Origin of the sequence: Glutamicibacter sp. JL.03c (genome assembly GCF_025854375.1) — a bacterium.
Lineage (GTDB): Bacteria > Actinomycetota > Actinomycetes > Actinomycetales > Micrococcaceae > Glutamicibacter.
Map to the genome: position 1 here is coordinate 2,828,340 of NZ_CP107575.1, position 14,827 is coordinate 2,843,166.

The 14,827-nt window shown below is 60.3% G+C and carries 15 protein-coding genes and 1 pseudogene; 7 read left to right on the plus strand and 9 right to left on the minus strand.

Translation table 11 applies throughout. The annotated features are described in order from the left end of the window. Positions 1 to 148: 148 nt before the first annotated feature. Positions 149 to 1,819 (plus strand): urocanate hydratase, encoded by a 1,671-nt coding sequence (hutU, locus tag OF385_RS13080; RefSeq protein WP_264275745.1) that lies wholly within the window; start codon positions 149 to 151, stop codon positions 1,817 to 1,819. A 486-nt stretch (positions 1,820 to 2,305) separates the two neighbouring features. Here hutU and OF385_RS13085 read toward each other — a convergent pair whose 3' ends face one another. After that, positions 2,306 to 2,815 (minus strand): Dps family protein, encoded by a 510-nt coding sequence (locus OF385_RS13085; RefSeq protein ID WP_264275746.1) that lies wholly within the window; start codon positions 2,813 to 2,815, stop codon positions 2,306 to 2,308. A gap of 822 nt (positions 2,816 to 3,637) precedes the next feature. Between OF385_RS13085 and OF385_RS13090 the strand changes: the two genes are divergently transcribed. The 3 genes from OF385_RS13090 (at position 3,638) to panD (ending at position 6,327) form a co-directional block, all read left to right on the plus strand. Beyond that, positions 3,638 to 4,132: a DUF3060 domain-containing protein gene (locus OF385_RS13090; RefSeq protein ID WP_264275747.1), complete on the plus strand. Its 495-nt coding sequence runs from the start codon at positions 3,638 to 3,640 to the stop codon at positions 4,130 to 4,132. A 125-nt stretch (positions 4,133 to 4,257) separates the two neighbouring features. Continuing rightward, complete coding sequence (gene hutH, locus OF385_RS13095; RefSeq protein ID WP_264275748.1) at positions 4,258 to 5,799, plus strand: histidine ammonia-lyase; 1,542 nt, start codon at positions 4,258 to 4,260, stop codon at positions 5,797 to 5,799. 105 nt (positions 5,800 to 5,904) lie between these two features. Continuing rightward, positions 5,905 to 6,327, plus strand: coding sequence for an aspartate 1-decarboxylase (gene panD, locus OF385_RS13100; protein ID WP_264275749.1), 423 nt, complete (start codon positions 5,905 to 5,907; stop codon positions 6,325 to 6,327). Between the two features lie 94 nt (positions 6,328 to 6,421). On the opposite strand, the gene OF385_RS13105 is transcribed toward panD, so the two are convergent. After that, positions 6,422 to 6,814, minus strand: coding sequence for a hypothetical protein (locus OF385_RS13105; protein ID WP_264275750.1), 393 nt, complete (start codon positions 6,812 to 6,814; stop codon positions 6,422 to 6,424). A 167-nt stretch (positions 6,815 to 6,981) separates the two neighbouring features. On the opposite strand from OF385_RS13105, the gene OF385_RS13110 reads away from it, so the two are divergent. Then, a complete protein-coding gene (locus tag OF385_RS13110) occupies positions 6,982 to 7,461 on the plus strand; it encodes a DUF6328 family protein (protein ID WP_264275751.1) in 480 nt (159 codons plus the stop codon). Between the two features lie 6 nt (positions 7,462 to 7,467). On the opposite strand, the gene OF385_RS13115 is transcribed toward OF385_RS13110, so the two are convergent. Further along, complete coding sequence (locus OF385_RS13115) at positions 7,468 to 8,280, minus strand: oxygenase MpaB family protein (RefSeq protein ID WP_264275752.1); 813 nt, start codon at positions 8,278 to 8,280, stop codon at positions 7,468 to 7,470. A gap of 36 nt (positions 8,281 to 8,316) precedes the next feature. Continuing rightward, positions 8,317 to 8,727 carry a GH32 C-terminal domain-containing protein gene (locus OF385_RS13120; RefSeq protein WP_264275753.1) on the minus strand — a complete coding sequence of 137 codons (411 nt, stop codon included), beginning with the start codon at positions 8,725 to 8,727 and terminating at the stop codon, positions 8,317 to 8,319. 89 nt (positions 8,728 to 8,816) lie between these two features. On the opposite strand from OF385_RS13120, the pseudogene OF385_RS13125 reads away from it, so the two are divergent. Together OF385_RS13125 and OF385_RS13130 are read left to right on the plus strand one after the other, a co-directional pair. Beyond that, positions 8,817 to 8,923: pseudogene (locus OF385_RS13125) on the plus strand (sugar ABC transporter ATP-binding protein); the annotation flags it as partial. Positions 8,924 to 8,948: 25 nt separating this feature from the next. Next, entirely contained in the window at positions 8,949 to 9,944 is a 996-nt protein-coding gene (locus tag OF385_RS13130; RefSeq protein WP_264275754.1) for a carbohydrate kinase family protein, read from the plus strand. 10 nt (positions 9,945 to 9,954) lie between these two features. Here OF385_RS13130 and rbsD read toward each other — a convergent pair whose 3' ends face one another. The 5 genes from rbsD to OF385_RS13155 all read right to left on the minus strand — a co-directional run bounded on the left by rbsD (position 9,955) and on the right by OF385_RS13155 (position 14,814). Next, positions 9,955 to 10,338 (minus strand): D-ribose pyranase, encoded by a 384-nt coding sequence (gene rbsD / locus OF385_RS13135; protein ID WP_264275755.1) that lies wholly within the window; start codon positions 10,336 to 10,338, stop codon positions 9,955 to 9,957. 35 nt (positions 10,339 to 10,373) lie between these two features. Then, a complete protein-coding gene (locus OF385_RS13140; RefSeq protein WP_264275756.1) occupies positions 10,374 to 11,276 on the minus strand; it encodes a ribokinase in 903 nt (300 codons plus the stop codon). Positions 11,277 to 11,351: 75 nt separating this feature from the next. Next, the gene (locus tag OF385_RS13145; RefSeq protein ID WP_264275757.1) at positions 11,352 to 12,290 is read right to left on the minus strand and encodes a substrate-binding domain-containing protein; all 939 of its coding nucleotides are present in this window, start codon (positions 12,288 to 12,290) and stop codon (positions 11,352 to 11,354) included. A 40-nt stretch (positions 12,291 to 12,330) separates the two neighbouring features. Beyond that, entirely contained in the window at positions 12,331 to 13,299 is a 969-nt protein-coding gene (locus tag OF385_RS13150) for an ABC transporter permease (RefSeq protein WP_264275758.1), read from the minus strand. Continuing rightward, positions 13,300 to 14,814: a sugar ABC transporter ATP-binding protein gene (locus OF385_RS13155; protein ID WP_264275759.1), complete on the minus strand. Its 1,515-nt coding sequence runs from the start codon at positions 14,812 to 14,814 to the stop codon at positions 13,300 to 13,302. Positions 14,815 to 14,827: the final 13 nt, after the last annotated feature.

Consider the following 14,827-nt stretch of genomic DNA (forward strand, 5'->3'; position numbering starts at 1 on the left):
GCTTTTCGCCTCGAACTAGCGCAACGGGTGCCACAGAACAGAACCTAATCTGAAATACCGGACAGGACTGCTGGTAGTGCGGTACCCAGGCTTGGACTCATGGCCAATGATTTAAATAGTTAGCTACGTTACATCGTTAGGAAAGAACATGAGCCACGAAGCCCGCGTTGTTCGCGCCCCACGGGGCACCACCTTGAATGCCAAGTCATGGGCCACCGAAGCACCCTTGCGCATGCTCATGAATAATCTCGACCCCGAGGTGGCTGAGCGACCCGAGGACCTCGTGGTATACGGTGGCACCGGCAAAGCCGCGCGCTCTTGGGAGGCTTTTGATGCCATCGTCGATACGCTCAAGGACCTGGAAGACAACGAAACGCTTTTGGTCCAATCCGGCAAGCCAGTTGGCGTGTTCACCACGAACAAATGGGCGCCCCGAGTGCTGATCGCGAACTCCAACTTGGTGGGCGACTGGGCCAACTGGGAGCATTTCCGGAAGCTGGAAGCCGAGGGCCTGATGATGTACGGGCAGATGACAGCTGGCTCGTGGATCTACATAGGCACGCAAGGCATCCTTCAGGGCACCTACGAAACCTTCGCCGCCATCGCAGCCAAGAGATTCAACGGCTCCCTGGCCGGAACCCTCACCCTCACCGGTGGATGCGGCGGCATGGGCGGCGCCCAACCACTGGCCGTCACGCTCAACGGCGGAGCTGTGCTGATTGTTGACGTCGACGAGTCCCGGCTGCGTCGCCGCGCGTCCAAGCGATATCTGGACGAAGTTGAGTTGGATCTCGATGCAGCGTTGGAAAAAGTTCTTGCAGCCAAAGCAGAGAACCGGCCGCTTTCCGTTGGCTATGTCGGCAATGCAGCAGAGATTTTCCCGGCATTGCTCAAGCGCCATGAGGCCGGAGAATTCTCCATCGATATCGTTACCGACCAAACCAGTGCCCACGATCCACTGAGCTACCTGCCACCTGAATACTCTGTGGAGCAATGGCAGGCCGAAGCAGCTGCGGATCCGGTGGGCTTCACCAAAAAAGCGCAGTCAGCCATGGCCGCCCATGTTGAGGCGATGGTCGGCTTCCAGGATGCCGGCGCCGAAGTCTTCGATTACGGAAACTCGATTCGCGATGAAGCACGCAAGGGCGGCTTCACCCGTGCCTTTGAATTCCCCGGATTTGTCCCCGCATATATCCGTCCGCTCTTCTGCGAGGGCCTCGGTCCGTTCCGCTGGGTTGCGCTCTCAGGCGACCCCGAGGACATCAAGGTCACCGACCAAGCGCTCAAGGAACTCTTCCCGGAAAACGAGCACTTGCGCCGCTGGCTTGATGCGGCTGAGGAACATGTTGAGTTCGAAGGCCTGCCTGCGCGAATTTGCTGGCTGGGCTACGGCGAGCGCCACAAGGCCGGCTTGCTCTTCAACCAGCTGGTCGCCGAGGGCAAGGTATCGGCACCAATTGTCATCGGACGCGATCACCTGGATTCCGGATCTGTCGCTTCGCCTTACCGGGAGACTGAAGCCATGAAGGACGGCAGTGACGCTGTCGCCGACTGGCCGTTGCTTAACGCGCTGACTGCGGCAAGTTCGGGTGCTTCATGGGTTTCGATTCACCACGGTGGCGGAGTCGGAATGGGCCGCTCCATCCATGCGGGTCAGGTATCGCTGGCTGACGGCAGCGAGCTGGCCGCGGCCAAGCTTGAAGCCCTGCTGACTAACGATCCCGGCATGGGAGTCATCCGGCACGTAGATGCCGGCTACGAGCGTGCTGAGGAAGTGGCCGCGGAGCGATCCGTGCGTATTCCGATGAAAGGCAAGTAGCCATCTCTTGTGGTTCGCGTGTCATTCCTGTTCAACAGCCGGCAAGGCACGCGAACCCCTTGATTTGACTCATGAACGAGCGAAAATCTTCTCTGACTTGGGTGTCGTATACCCAATCTCAACGTGGCATGGCAACTACCTCGGAGCTTCTGGCTAAGCCGTTTAGGTCATTTTCCGCCTGCATAGCGTGGGTCAAGTCGGGAACAACCGGCCCACGGAGGAAGCTACGAGCCGCCTGGCCAGGACTCCTTCGGCGGCGACGACAGCGAAGGGCAGGGTTTCGGCGGTCGGGGGCAAAACAAAGGCTTCTAGTCTTCCACGCCAAGACTGACCATTGCCCATAGCAGCCGCCCCAAGTCCAGCAGTTTGATCCGCTACAGAATAAGGGCCAAGCAGAGAAATCGCTGTTCCTCCTCTTCACGTGGGGAACAGCGATTTCTCTGCTTTCAGGGTTGGTCATGCAGGATCTGCGCACTCAATGCCCGTTTACGGTCGACGAGTTTCAGCACTGATGAACCAAGCCTGTTGCTCCAAGTCGGCAATGTACTGGTGCAAGATATCAGCAGTTGTGGGATCTTCTTCGTCGACAGGATCATGGACGCTGCGGATAACTCCGACAGTGCTCTGGATCGCCTTCACCACCATGTCCACGGCATCCGTCGTCAAAATCTCGGTTGTAACCGGCTGTTCTAGGTTTGTAAACTCGCTGATCGTCGAAGCTAACCCGTCAGGCGTGGCGTGCAACGCCCGCATGCGCTCGGCAATTTCATCCGATCCCTTTCGAGCAATGCCAACGATTTCGTCCAGGTTCTGATGCAGATCCCGGAAATTTGGGCCTACGACATTCCAATGGATCTGCTTACCGACAAGCTGCAGATCCAGCAGCTGGACGAGCACTGATTGCAGAGCGTCCCGAAGAGTCTGTGATGCAATGAAACCGCGCTCTGCGTTTTCTTTCGTCGTTTTCTTCGCGGTGGTGTTCTTGATGTCCGTCATGGCATCTCCCTTGCATTGAAGTTGACGTGGCTGGCATCTGTTGATTTCCGATGCCACTTCTACGCACGCTACGCCCGTGCTCGTCCCAAGGCGAATCAGGCTCTTCGACTTGCAGGAAGTGTTCAGACTGCGGATATTCGACGTAAAGGTTACGCAACGCTGGCGAGTACCTCGGTACTCGCCAGCGTTTCTTATGCACCTGCGTCGGTGCCACCGTGCGGGTGGTCCAACGAAGACGGGCCGACTATCAACCTGAATACTCCCCAGCACATTGCTAGGCCGCCCCAAATGATACCAAGCCACATTGGAGTCATTGCTTGTGCATCATTGCCAGGCGTGACAAGCATGAACAGCAGAAACAAGGCGACGATGAGTCCGCCGCCAACAACGAGACCTAGTCCGAGAGATTTCTTTGGCATCTTTCACTCCAGCGATTCTTCAACCATGGATGAACCGGCAAGACTGCAGCGAGTCGCATCTTCATCTATCGCTTGCTTGCGAGTCCTCTGACCTTTGAGCCCACATTGCCTCCTCAGTGTGCGCGCTGGCGCACGGTGTAGCCGATAGCAACAGGGTAGGCCTGTTTCGGGCGCAACTCCAGAGCAACCTGACTAGATGATATGCGCCTAGGAGCGGCCATCTCGGCCAAAAATTTCAACCCGCCGTGCATTCGGCTTCGCTCCGCAGGAGAATGGTAGGTAGGTTCACACGAGCCTGGGGACAATTTGCCGACACGACAGGATGATCATGTATTCTCGCCTTGCCAAAAGCTGCGGGCTAGCACTCTCGACCGGCCTTCTGGTTCTCGCTCTTGCAGGGTGTGTGAGCATCGAGTCCTCCAACGATGAGCAGAGTTCTGCGTCCGCGCCTGCCCAAAGCGCTACCCCGATCGAAGGCACTGTCACCCCGAGCGCCAAGAACCCTGACGGTGAGGCCACCGGTACTGGGACCGTGCCGAAGGAGACCGCCGAAAATTCCTACGATCAGACCTTCCGGACCATTGAATCCAAAGCCACTGAGAAAAAGTGCACCGGCAAGATGAATATCAGCGGCGATGGCGAGATTCTCAAGCTCATCGGCAATTGCCAGCAGGTGGAGATTACCGGAACTGGAAACATGATCATCGGCGGGCGCATCAAAGATCTTTCGATCTCCGGTACCGGCAATATCGTAGCCGTTAACAACGTAGAGCAAGCCAGCGTCAGCGGAGTGGGCAATTCGGTGGCCTGGCGAAATGATAATGCTACGACAGAAGACACCGGACAGTCGAACCGCCTCGGTTCCGATGCATTGGACGGCGTGGAGCTGGGCTACTAACCAGGCGCTCTATAGTGTCCGGCATTTCGGACACTACACCCTGTGATCGGCCGTCAGAACATCCTCGCTGTCGAACAATAGTAGTTAGATACTTCTTTGTTCCGTAGTGATTGGATTTGATTGCCATGGCTTCTGCCCCTCAAGTAACCCTCGGCCTTAGCGGCGCCAGCGCGGACGACGTTATCGCTGTTGCCCGCCATGAAGCCCAGATCAGCATTTCAACGCAAGTACTTGAACAGCTGGCTTCAGTCCGCGCCCACATTGATGCCCTGGCCTCGGCGGATACTCCGGTGTATGGAATCTCGACTGGCTTTGGCGCTCTGGCCACCCGCCATATCGCCCCTGAAGACCGTGCGAAGCTCCAGCGTTCGCTTATCCGTTCGCATGCTGCGGGAATGGGCGAACCCGTGGAACGAGAAGTCGTTCGCGCATTGATGTTCCTGCGGGCCAAGACCCTGGCATCAGGCCGCACCGGCGTTCGCCCCGTCGTACTGGAAACCATGGTTGCACTGCTGAACGCGGGTATCACCCCGGTCGTGCGTGAATACGGGTCGTTGGGATGCTCCGGTGATCTCGCCCCGCTCTCGCACTGCGCCCTGGTGCTGATGGGTGAAGGCGAAGCCACCGACCGCCAAGGCGTCCAGCGCCCAGTGCCCGAACTTCTCGCAGAAGCCGGCATCACCCCGGTGGAATTGGCGGAAAAGGAAGGACTGGCACTGGTCAACGGCACCGACGGAATGCTCGGGCAATTGCTGATGGCCCTGGCCGATCTGGAAGAACTCGCCGATATTGCCGATGCCACCGCGGCCATGAGCGTCGAAGCCCAGATGGGGACCGCGCAGGTGTTCCGGCCAGAGCTCCACGAGCCCTTGCGCCCACACCCAGGCCAAGGCCGCAGCGCAGCGAATATGTATGCGCTCCTTGCTGAATCCCCCATTGTGAATTCCCACCGCGAGGGTGATGGACGAGTACAGGATGCCTACTCACTGCGTTGCTCGCCGCAGGTCACCGGCGCCGTGCGCGACACCATCGCCCACGCTCGTCTGGTCGCTACCCGCGAGCTGGCAGCAGCCATCGACAATCCTGTCGTCCTTCCCAGTGGCGAAGTCACCTCGAACGGAAACTTCCACGGAGCCCCCGTGGCCTACGTTTTGGACTTCTTGGCCATTGCCGTCGCCGACTTGGGCTCCATCGCCGAGCGACGCACGGACCGGATGCTTGATCCTGCACGCTCGCGCGACCTTCCGGCTTTCCTCGCTGATGATCCCGGAGTGGATTCGGGCATGATGATTGCCCAGTACACCCAGGCCGGGCTGGTCGCGGAGAACAAGCGCCTCGCTGTGCCAGCCAGCGTCGATTCCATTCCGTCCTCGGCGATGCAGGAAGACCACGTCTCCCTCGGTTGGCACGCGGCCCGCAAGTTGCGGACTTCCGTGGCCAACCTGCGCCGTATCCTCGCGATTGAAATGCTGATCGCTTCTCGCGCGCTTGACCTCCGTGCCCCGCTTCAGCCTGGTGCAGCTACCGGAGCCGTCCTCGAATTGCTGCGCAGCAAGGTGGCAGGTCCTGGCGAAGACCGTTTCCTGTCCGCCGAGTTGGAAGCCGCGTACGAATTGCTGGCCAGCGGCAAAGTCCATCGAGTGCTTGAAGAGCACCTTCCTGCATAGCAACGGGCTGTGGCAATGATTTCCGTCGAGGAGAAGTTTCCCAGAAACAAGAAGCGTAAACTTGTTTACCGGGAAACTCCCTACCTCTTGTGAAAGAAACTTCTTATGCAACGAACCATGTTCAAGTCCAAGATCCATCGGGCTACCGTTACCCAAGCCGATCTGCACTATGTCGGCTCAGTGACCGTCGACTCCGATCTGCTGGCCGCATCGGACATCTTGCCCGGAGAACTGGTGAGCATCGTGGACATCACCAACGGTGCACGTTTGGAGACGTACACCATCGCAGGCGAGCCCGGCAGCGGTGTCATTGGTATCAACGGCGCAGCAGCACACCTGGTTCATCCTGGTGATCTGGTCATCTTGATCAGCTATGCGCAGATGGAAGATGCCGAGGCTCGCAGTTACGTCCCTAGCGTGGTTCATGTGGATGCCGACAACCGCATCATCCACCTTGGTGATGATCCTGCCGAGGCTGTCGCCGCGGACGTGCAGACTCCCCCGTTCGCACATCTGCGCGGCAACTAACCAGCAACGCGGAACAGCTTGATTGTTAAACGGCTTCACGGCATTGGTTTTTGATTGCCTGAAGCCGTTGTGCATCCATGGGCTAGTCGAGATTCTAAAGCTGGCAGTCCGCTTCGGGACATCCCTGCCAGGTCTTGGAGAAGTATCCGACAATCTGCAGGGTATGCCAAAGCGGGTAGAGCTCGTCGACACCTCCGTGTACGGCTGTGGCGGATTCTTCCACCGCCAGTTCGAAGAAGCGGCAGACGTCTTCGTAGTTCCATACCGCTGCGGTCAGCTCGATCAATTCGGGGTGAGTCAGCATGCGAGTAGGCTGCAGGCCGATATCGATCAAAGTGCTGAAGACGAAGTCTTCGGTCAGCTCATGGTCCTCTCCGCAATCGCACCATTTGATGCCTCGGCTGGGCATATTCCAAGTATCCACGGAGGTCTGGGAGGAAACCATCCATTCGGGAAGGCTTTCTTCTGAACCGGTTTCTGGTGCCATCTTCATCGCCGCCTTTCTATCCAACCAGCTGTGCCCAATGTAGGCTGTGCCTCCGACATTTTGGACGTGCCAACTCTCCGGTTATTGCCTGTTGCGCCTGGTGTTGGCATAGTTCAAGTGATCAGTAGCAAGCCACTGCCCACCGAGTCATTGTCAGGGGTTTTCCGATGAATACACGGTCCCATCCGGACACCAGCGATGGTGCCGCGCACCGTCAGTGGAACGAACTGCTCCAAGAAATGCGCGTCATGCAAACCGGTGTGCAGATCCTTGCAGCCTTCCTGGTCGTGCTCCCTTTCCAAGCTCGATTCAACATGCTCACTCGGACAGAAGAGATGATCTACGTTGTGCTTTTGGTCGCGGCGACACTGCTGATCCTCCTGCTGATCACCCCGGTCGCAGTTCACCGATTTTTCTTCGGCCAACGGCTCAAAGAACAGACCGTCAGCCTAGGGCACGCCGTGCTGAAAATAGTGGGCATCGGCGTTGGCCTGCTGGTCTCTGGCTGCGTCTGGTTTGTCCTGCAGGTGCTGTTCGGCTGGCAGCTGGGCGCATCTGTTGGCGGCGGGCTAGTCGTCGTCACCCTGTTCCTGCTGGTGGCACTGCCACGCATCTTGCGTCCGGAACTGGCTAAAGATGCTGACTAATCTGCGCTAGCTGTGGTTCATCCGATCCACATGCTTGAGCATTAGCTTCATCGGAAGGTGCCTGATCGCTCGGGGCAGCCAACGGGTGGCGAAGCGTACAAAAGCAATTGTCCTGTTGTTGCGCCGGAGGACCTTCTCGCCCAGTTCAAACCCGAACGCCTTGCGCACCACTTCCGGCAGCTGGGCAAGAGTGACATCACGCATCAGCGGCAAGCCCGCGCGAATCCACCACGGTGCTTTGGGCGCGGTAAAAAGTTCTTCGGCAAGCCGGCGGGTTTGATCGGTGACTCCCACCGTGGCCAGCGTCTTTTCCAGATAGAGATCGAAGTCGTGCAAGGTTGCGGGCCAATAGCCAGCCGGCATCTGCAGGGCATCCCCCAGCAGCGAATAATGCTGATACAGCTCTTCATCGTGAGCAAGGTCGCTGCCCAAGATCTGCTCCGCGATGACACGTGCCGAGTCGAAAAGCGTGGCGGCAACCCACAGTTGGAGTCGGGGATCCAGCGCCGAATAGGCCGGGGTCCCCGAGACTTCGTTGCGGGTTCCCCGGACATCCTGGTGAGCCTTGTTGACGTAATCAATCATCGTGCGTTGCTGCTCGGCAGTGCCATTGCTCAAGGCATAGATGTAGCCAAGCGTATGAATGAGGCGGCGCAGCGGGTTGCTGGCGAAGTCTGAGTGCTGGGCGATTGCCGTGCCGATTTGGGGGTGGGCCAGCTGCATCAATATCGCTCGCCCGGCCCCGAGCAGCAATCCTGCTTCTGGGGCAACGCGGGAGAAAGCGCTTGTTTCATCAGTTTTTCCTGCGTTCGGGCCCATGCTCTCGATTCTAGATGTTCAGGCTGTGCCGCCGCTTTAAGCATCATGGTGGATACTCGCACGCCCCGTGCGACGTGAGAGCATCCACCATGTTTGCTGTCGCTGCTGCCCTACTTTGTTGCCGAAGACCCCAAGCTGGTCGGCCCCTGCATTGGGGAAGACCTTGTCGGTCAAGGTTCGCTGGCCATTCTGGGCAAAGACTTCTACCGGGGAACGGTCGAGGTAGACCCGCAGGGCCAGCTCCCCGCTGCCATTCAACTTGACCGGCATCTCCTCAACCGAGGCAAAAGCAGGGTGGAATCCGGCACTGCCCGAGTTGCTGCGGTCGGCATGGACCTTCTTGCTGTCCGCATCGTAGCCGAGCACCGCGGAGCTGTTGGCATCGCCATGAACGGTGAGGCCCGAGGTCGTGGCGGTGCCCGGGTCAAGGACCACGTCGACCTGCACGATGGATCCAGCTGCTCGCTGTGGCAGTGTGCGGGTTCCCTCGGGAATGGACTTGTTGGTTTCCAGGTAGTTCGGTTGCCACCCAGTTTGCCGACCTGTTTCACCAGCGCCTGGGCAAGTGCCCGCCACCATCACGCCGCAGTCGCACAGCATGACCGATGCGGTAGCGATCATGACCGGTGCCGCCACCGCCTGAGACTGGCTGACGCCCAGCACCAATAATGGGCACTGGACACGGAAGAACACAACGTGCCCAGTGCCCATTTCTCCGCCATATTTCGCACAGCAAAGAGATCCCGGATGAACGCCACGAGATCCTGGTCATCGGCGAAGCCCCGATCGATATTGTCGCGACCGAACAAGGCAAGCTTGCCCATGCGGGCGGCTCCCCAGCCAATATGGCCTTTGGGCTGGGAGGGCTCGGAGTGGAGGCTGGAATGCTCACTGCGCTGGGCGATGACGAGTTCGGCCCGATGATCCAGGATCATCGGGGCACCGCCAACGTCGAGTTGCTGCCCGGGTGCTTGAACCTGACACGCACCGCTACGGCGACCGCGGTGCTGGCTGCCGATGGTTCAGCCCGCTACGAGTTCGATATCAACCGGGACTTCGCGCCATGCGCATCGGATCCCATGCCGAAGATCGTGCATGCCGGCTCCATCGCCACGATCCTCGAGCCTGGCGCCTCATCGGTAGCTTCTCTCCTGGCCCAAGCCAAGGGCCGCGCATTGGTGAGCTATGATCCGAATATCCGTCCGGCCTTGGTGGGCGAACACGATCAGGCACTGGCGACCTTTAAACGTACCGCCGCCTTGTGCGAGGTCGTGAAGCTCAGCGACGAAGATGCCCACTGGCTGTATCCGGAGAACAGCATGGCGCAGGTAGCCACCACGATTCTTGAGCTTGGCCCGCAACTGGTAGTCCTGCCCCGTGGCGGCGACGGTGCGGAACTGACTACCGGTACCGAGAGCATCGAAATCCCTGCAGTGGCAAGCGAGGTGGCCGACACGATTGGTGCCGGCGATTCGTTCATGTCGGCCCTGATTCGTGGCCTGCTCGATCTTGGAACGGCAAACCTGACGACCGTGCAGCTCGAAAACCTGGGACGCAGCGCAGTAGCAGCAGGAGCAATAGCTGTACGCCGTTCAGGCGCAATGCCGCCCACCCTGGAAGAACTGACGGCATTGCGGGGAGAACAGGAACCGGCAGCTCAATAGCCGCATGGGCTCAGAAAGCCACTCCGCAATGCAGGATCACGTTCGCGTAGGGCGTCGATTCGCCGGTGCGAACGATGATCTTGGCGGCCGGCAATTCCAACTTGAGCTCTTCATGGGAGATGAATCCCGGTTCCAGCCCCTTGCCCTCGCAAAGCTTATGGACAGTGCCGCCCTTTGCTTCGGCAGCCAAGGTGCTGTGCTCGATCACCATATTGCGGGTCAACACATCGAGCACCTGCTCGAAGCTGAGCAGCCCCTGAACCAGCGCCAAGTCGAAAACCGCGGGTCCTTCCGGAATCGGCAGGCCGCAGTCGGCGATGACCACAGTATCGGTGTGGCCGCAGGTGGCTAACGCACCTAATAGGGGCGCGTTGAGAATTTCGGATTTCAGCACGAAGGCTTCTTTCAAATCTTGCTTGGTGAATTGTCTTAGAGGTTCTCAAGCGAACGCGGGTAGGAAGCCTGGGCACCATGGGCCTGCACCGTCAACGCGGCGAACTTTCCGGCGAACGCTGCGGCTTCGGCCAGCTTGTCGCCTTGTGCCAAGCGGGCCGCCACGGCACCGGTAAACGCGTCGCCGGCACCGGTGGTGTCCACGGCTTTGACCTTTACTGCCGGCAGCTGCTGGATCTCCAAGCCCTGCTCGGCGACCAGGCAGCCGTTGGCGCCGAGCGTGATGACCAGGGAAGCCAGTCCGTGATCCATCAGCTTCTGGGCGATGACCGGTTCAGCCTCGGTGGAGATGCTCTCGCTGCCTTCAAGCTGAGCCAGGATCAGCGCTGCTTCGTGTTCGTTGACCACCAGCGGGTTGGCTTTGAGCAGGTAGTTGCGGTCCAATTCGATGACCGGCGCCAAATTCAGCACGATGCGATCGGGGGCAGCATCCATCGCCGCCGTGATGCCCGAGGCAGGGATTTCGCCCTGCAGCACGAGAATTCCCTCAATACAACCGGCGGCCTTGACGGCTTCGCCGGTGACCGTCGAGTTGGCGCCGGACACCACGGCGATAGAGTTCTCCGCGCCGGAGTCGACTTGGATGATCGCCACGCCGGTTGGTTCGACGGTGCGTGCCACTCGGTCGAGCTTCACGCCCTCTTCATCGAGCTGGCCGAGCGCCACCTCGGAATGCGAATCCTGGCCCACGGCCCCGATGAATTCGGTAGCTGCACCAGCTAGCTGCGCGGCCAAGGCCTGGTTGGCGCCCTTGCCGCCGGGTGAGAGCTGGTAGGAATCTGCCAGCACGGTTTCTCCTGGTCCGGGCAGACGTGCCATCAACGCGGTGATGTCCACGTTGCTTGAGCCCACGATGGTGACCTGGATATCCTGCTGCATAGTTAGTCCTTCTAGTTCTCTTCTCCCGGCGGCCAGTGGGTCCCGGTACCTTGAAATGCTACTGCTAAATGAAGATTATTCGCCTGCGTACTCGGCGACGTTCTTCTCATCCACGGTGTCCACGGCAACCTGCACGTTGGCCTCGACCTCTTCGCCCTTGATGGACTTCGACAGGATCTGCACCGACTGCTTGCCCAGTTCGGCTGGGTTCTGCGCGATGGTGGCCACCATGGTGCCGGCCTCTACTGCCTTGAATCCGTCATCGGTGCCGTCGAAGCCGACAACCTTGACGTCCTTGCCGGCCTTGTCGCCCAGGGCCTGGATGGCGCCCAAGGCCATCTCGTCGTTCATGGCCAGCACGCCCACGGCGTCCGGGTTGGACTGCATCAGGTTCGTCACGACGTCCAGGGCTTCGGCGCGGTCGAAGTTCGCGGTCTGCTGGGAGACAACCTCGATGTCCTTGAATTCCTTCAGGCCCTTGGTGAAGCCTTCGCCGCGTTCGTTGGTTGCCGACGCGCCCGGCACGCCTTCGAGCACGATGATCTTGCCCTTGCCGTCGATGGATTCGGCCAGCGCCTTGGCTGCCTGCTCGCCACCGGCCACGTTATCCGAGGCCACGAAGGAAGCGATCTTGGTATTGCCCACGGCACGGTCCACTGCGACGATCGGCAGCTCGGCCTTCACCACTGGGGCCAGGCCGGCTTCCGCGGTTTCGGTGTCGACGGCATTGATGATCACGCCGGCCGAGCCGTTGGTCGCGGCGGTAGCCAGCTGGTTGGCCTGGGTGGCGGAGTCATTCTGCGCGTCAACGACCGACAGGTCGAGGCCCTGGGCGTCGGCTTCCTTCTGGGCGCCATCACGCAGATCTACGAAGAACGGGTTGTTCAGGGTCGATACGGCCAGGGTCACCGAGGCGCCGTCGGCGGCGCTCTCGCCGCGGTTGCAGGCGGCCATCGACGCGGCGAGGCCGAGGGACAGGGTGATGGCTGCAGTGGTGCGAATCAGTTTTTTCATGGGGTGTTCTCCTTTGAACAAGGGTGGTTGGTGGAAGGAACTAGTGCTTGACGTTCTTGCGGCGCAGCACGTCGAAGCCGACGGCGATTGCGATGACCGCGCCGATGACGACCTGCTGCCAGAAGGCGGAGACCGAGAGCAGGTTCAGCCCGTTGCGGATGACGGCCAGCACCAGCGCGCCGATCAAGGTGCCGGAGATGCGTCCGACGCCGCCGGAAAGCGAGGCGCCGCCGATGACCACGGCCGCGATGGCATCCAGTTCGTACCCGGAGGCCAGGGTTGGCTGGGCCGAATCCAGTCGGCCGGCCAGGATCATGCCCGAGAGCGCTGCGAACAGCCCGGAGATCACGAAGACCGTGACCAGCACGCGCTTGACCGGGATGCCCGAAAGGCGCGCGGCTTCCGTGTTGCCGCCCACGGCGAAGGCGTTCTTGCCGATGACGGTGCGGTTGAGCACAAAGGCCGCGAGCAGCCCGGAGACCAGCAGGATGATGATCGGCATCGGGATCGGGCCCAGGTCATCACCCAGCCAGGATACCGATGAGCTGGTGGAAATCGGGCGGCCATCTGAGATGACCAGGGTCAGGCCACGCACCACGGTGAGCATCGCCAGCGAAGCGATGAAAGTCGGCAGCTTGCCGTAGGCGCTCATCGCTCCGGTCACCCAGCCCGACAGGGCGCCAATGGCCAGGCCCACCGGAATGGACAGGCCATCGGGCAGCCCCGCGGTGGTGACCGCGTAGGAGGAGCCCATGGCGGAAAGGGCTGCCACGGAACCTACCGAGAGGTCGATGCCAGCGGCCACGATCACGAAGGTCATGCCGAAGGCCATCACCGCGATGGTGGAGACCTGGATGCCGATATTCAGCAGGTTCGGTCCGGTCAAGAAGCGCGGCGTGGCGATGAATAGCGCCAGGCAGAGGATGACCAGGCCAACCAGCGCGCCGTTATTGGCCAGAAATACCTTGAAGTCGAAGCCCTTCTTCGGGGCAGTAGCTACGCTGCTCATTTACTTGATTCCCATTTCTTCTTCACGATGCACATTGCTGATGGCCAGGGCCATGATGGCGTCCTGGGTTGCTTGATTGGTGGCCAGTTCCCCGGCGATGCGTCCCTGGCTCATCACCACGACGCGGTCTGACATGCCCAATACTTCAGGCAGTTCGCTGGAGGCCATCAGGACGCAGCCTCCGGAGGCGGTGACTTCGTTGATCAGTTCGTAGATTTCAACCTTGGCGCCGACGTCGACGCCGCGGGTCGGTTCGTCGAGCAGCAGCACCTTGGCTCCTGCGGTGAACCATCGCCCGAACACTGCCTTCTGCTGGTTGCCTCCGGACAGCGACCTGATCGGCGCGTCGATGCTGCTCATCCGGATCCGCAGGCGTTCTGCCACTTTCTGCGCCCGGGCCTTCTGGCCCTTGCGGTCCACCAGCCCGTTCTTCGAGGTTGCCGCCAAGGTGGCGTAGCCGATGTTCTCGGCCACCGATGCGTCCAGGACCAGGCCCTGGGTCTTGCGGTCTTCGGGCACATGGCCAATGCCCGCGCGGGTGGCTGCCGCGACGTCGAAGCTGGCCAGCTTCTTGCCAGCGACCTTCACGGTGCCCGAATTGTACTTGTCCGCTCCGGCGATGGCGCGGATCAGCTCGGTGCGTCCAGCTCCCATGAGCCCGGCCAGCGCGACAACCTCGCCCGGTCGGACCTGAAGGGAAACGTTCTTCAGCCGGTCATCGCTGAGGTTCTCGACGCTCAGCAACGGCTCGCTGCCCGGTTCGCTGGCCACGCGCGGGAATTGGGCATCGATGTCGCGGCCGACCATGAGGCGGACCAGCTCGTTTTCGTCGGTGTCAGCCGGAACGGTGGCGATGAATTTTCCATCGCGCAGCACGTTCACGAAGTCGCCGATGGCTGCGATCTCATCGAGGTGGTGGCTGATGAAGACCATGCCCACGCCTTGGCTCTTCAGCTGGTTCACCACTTTGAACAGGTGCTCGATCTCGGTGGTGGTCAATGCCGCGGTAGGTTCGTCCAGGATCAAAACGCGGGCTTCAAGGCTCAAGGCCTTGGCGATCTCCACCAGCTGCTGCTGGGCCAGGCCGAGATCCCCTACCGGGGTGTTCACGTCGAGTTCCAGTTCCAGCTTGGCCAAGGCTTCGCGGGCGATCTTGCGCATGGCACGGCGGTTGATGACGCCGAACTTGCGCGGCACGCGGCCCAAGGTGATGTTCTCGGCAATGGTCATCGACGGGACCAGGTTCAATTCCTGGTGGATCGTGGCGATGCCCAGGGCTTCGGAAGTCTTGGTGTCCCGGATCCGCACGGGCTGTCCCTTGAACAGGATCTGTCCGGCGTCGGGTTCGTGGACACCGGCGACCATCTTGATCAGGGTGGATTTTCCGGCACCGTTTTCGCCGAGCAGTACCGAGACTTTTCCTGCATGCACTTCAACGGTGACATTGTCGATGACCTGTACCGGGCCGAAGGACTTGCAGACCTTGTCGAGGACCAGCAGAGCGTCGTTACTCATTCTTGTTCCTTCC

Excerpts from the sequence above, each read along its gene's own strand:
- hutU (WP_264275745.1), top strand. The coding sequence starts at position 149 with ATGAGCCACGAAGCCCGCGTTGTTCGCGCCCCACGGGGCACCACCTTG.
- OF385_RS13085 (WP_264275746.1), bottom strand. The coding sequence starts at position 2,815 with ATGACGGACATCAAGAACACCACCGCGAAGAAAACGACGAAAGAAAAC.
- hutH (WP_264275748.1), top strand. The coding sequence starts at position 4,258 with ATGGCTTCTGCCCCTCAAGTAACCCTCGGCCTTAGCGGCGCCAGCGCG.
- panD (WP_264275749.1), top strand. The coding sequence starts at position 5,905 with ATGCAACGAACCATGTTCAAGTCCAAGATCCATCGGGCTACCGTTACC.
- OF385_RS13105 (WP_264275750.1), bottom strand. The coding sequence starts at position 6,814 with ATGGCACCAGAAACCGGTTCAGAAGAAAGCCTTCCCGAATGGATGGTT.
- OF385_RS13110 (WP_264275751.1), top strand. The coding sequence starts at position 6,982 with ATGAATACACGGTCCCATCCGGACACCAGCGATGGTGCCGCGCACCGT.
- OF385_RS13115 (WP_264275752.1), bottom strand. The coding sequence starts at position 8,280 with ATGGGCCCGAACGCAGGAAAAACTGATGAAACAAGCGCTTTCTCCCGC.
- OF385_RS13130 (WP_264275754.1), top strand. The coding sequence starts at position 8,949 with ATGGGCACTGGACACGGAAGAACACAACGTGCCCAGTGCCCATTTCTC.
- OF385_RS13140 (WP_264275756.1), bottom strand. The coding sequence starts at position 11,276 with ATGCAGCAGGATATCCAGGTCACCATCGTGGGCTCAAGCAACGTGGAC.
- OF385_RS13145 (WP_264275757.1), bottom strand. The coding sequence starts at position 12,290 with ATGAAAAAACTGATTCGCACCACTGCAGCCATCACCCTGTCCCTCGGC.
- OF385_RS13150 (WP_264275758.1), bottom strand. The coding sequence starts at position 13,299 with ATGAGCAGCGTAGCTACTGCCCCGAAGAAGGGCTTCGACTTCAAGGTA.
- OF385_RS13155 (WP_264275759.1), bottom strand. The coding sequence starts at position 14,814 with ATGAGTAACGACGCTCTGCTGGTCCTCGACAAGGTCTGCAAGTCCTTC.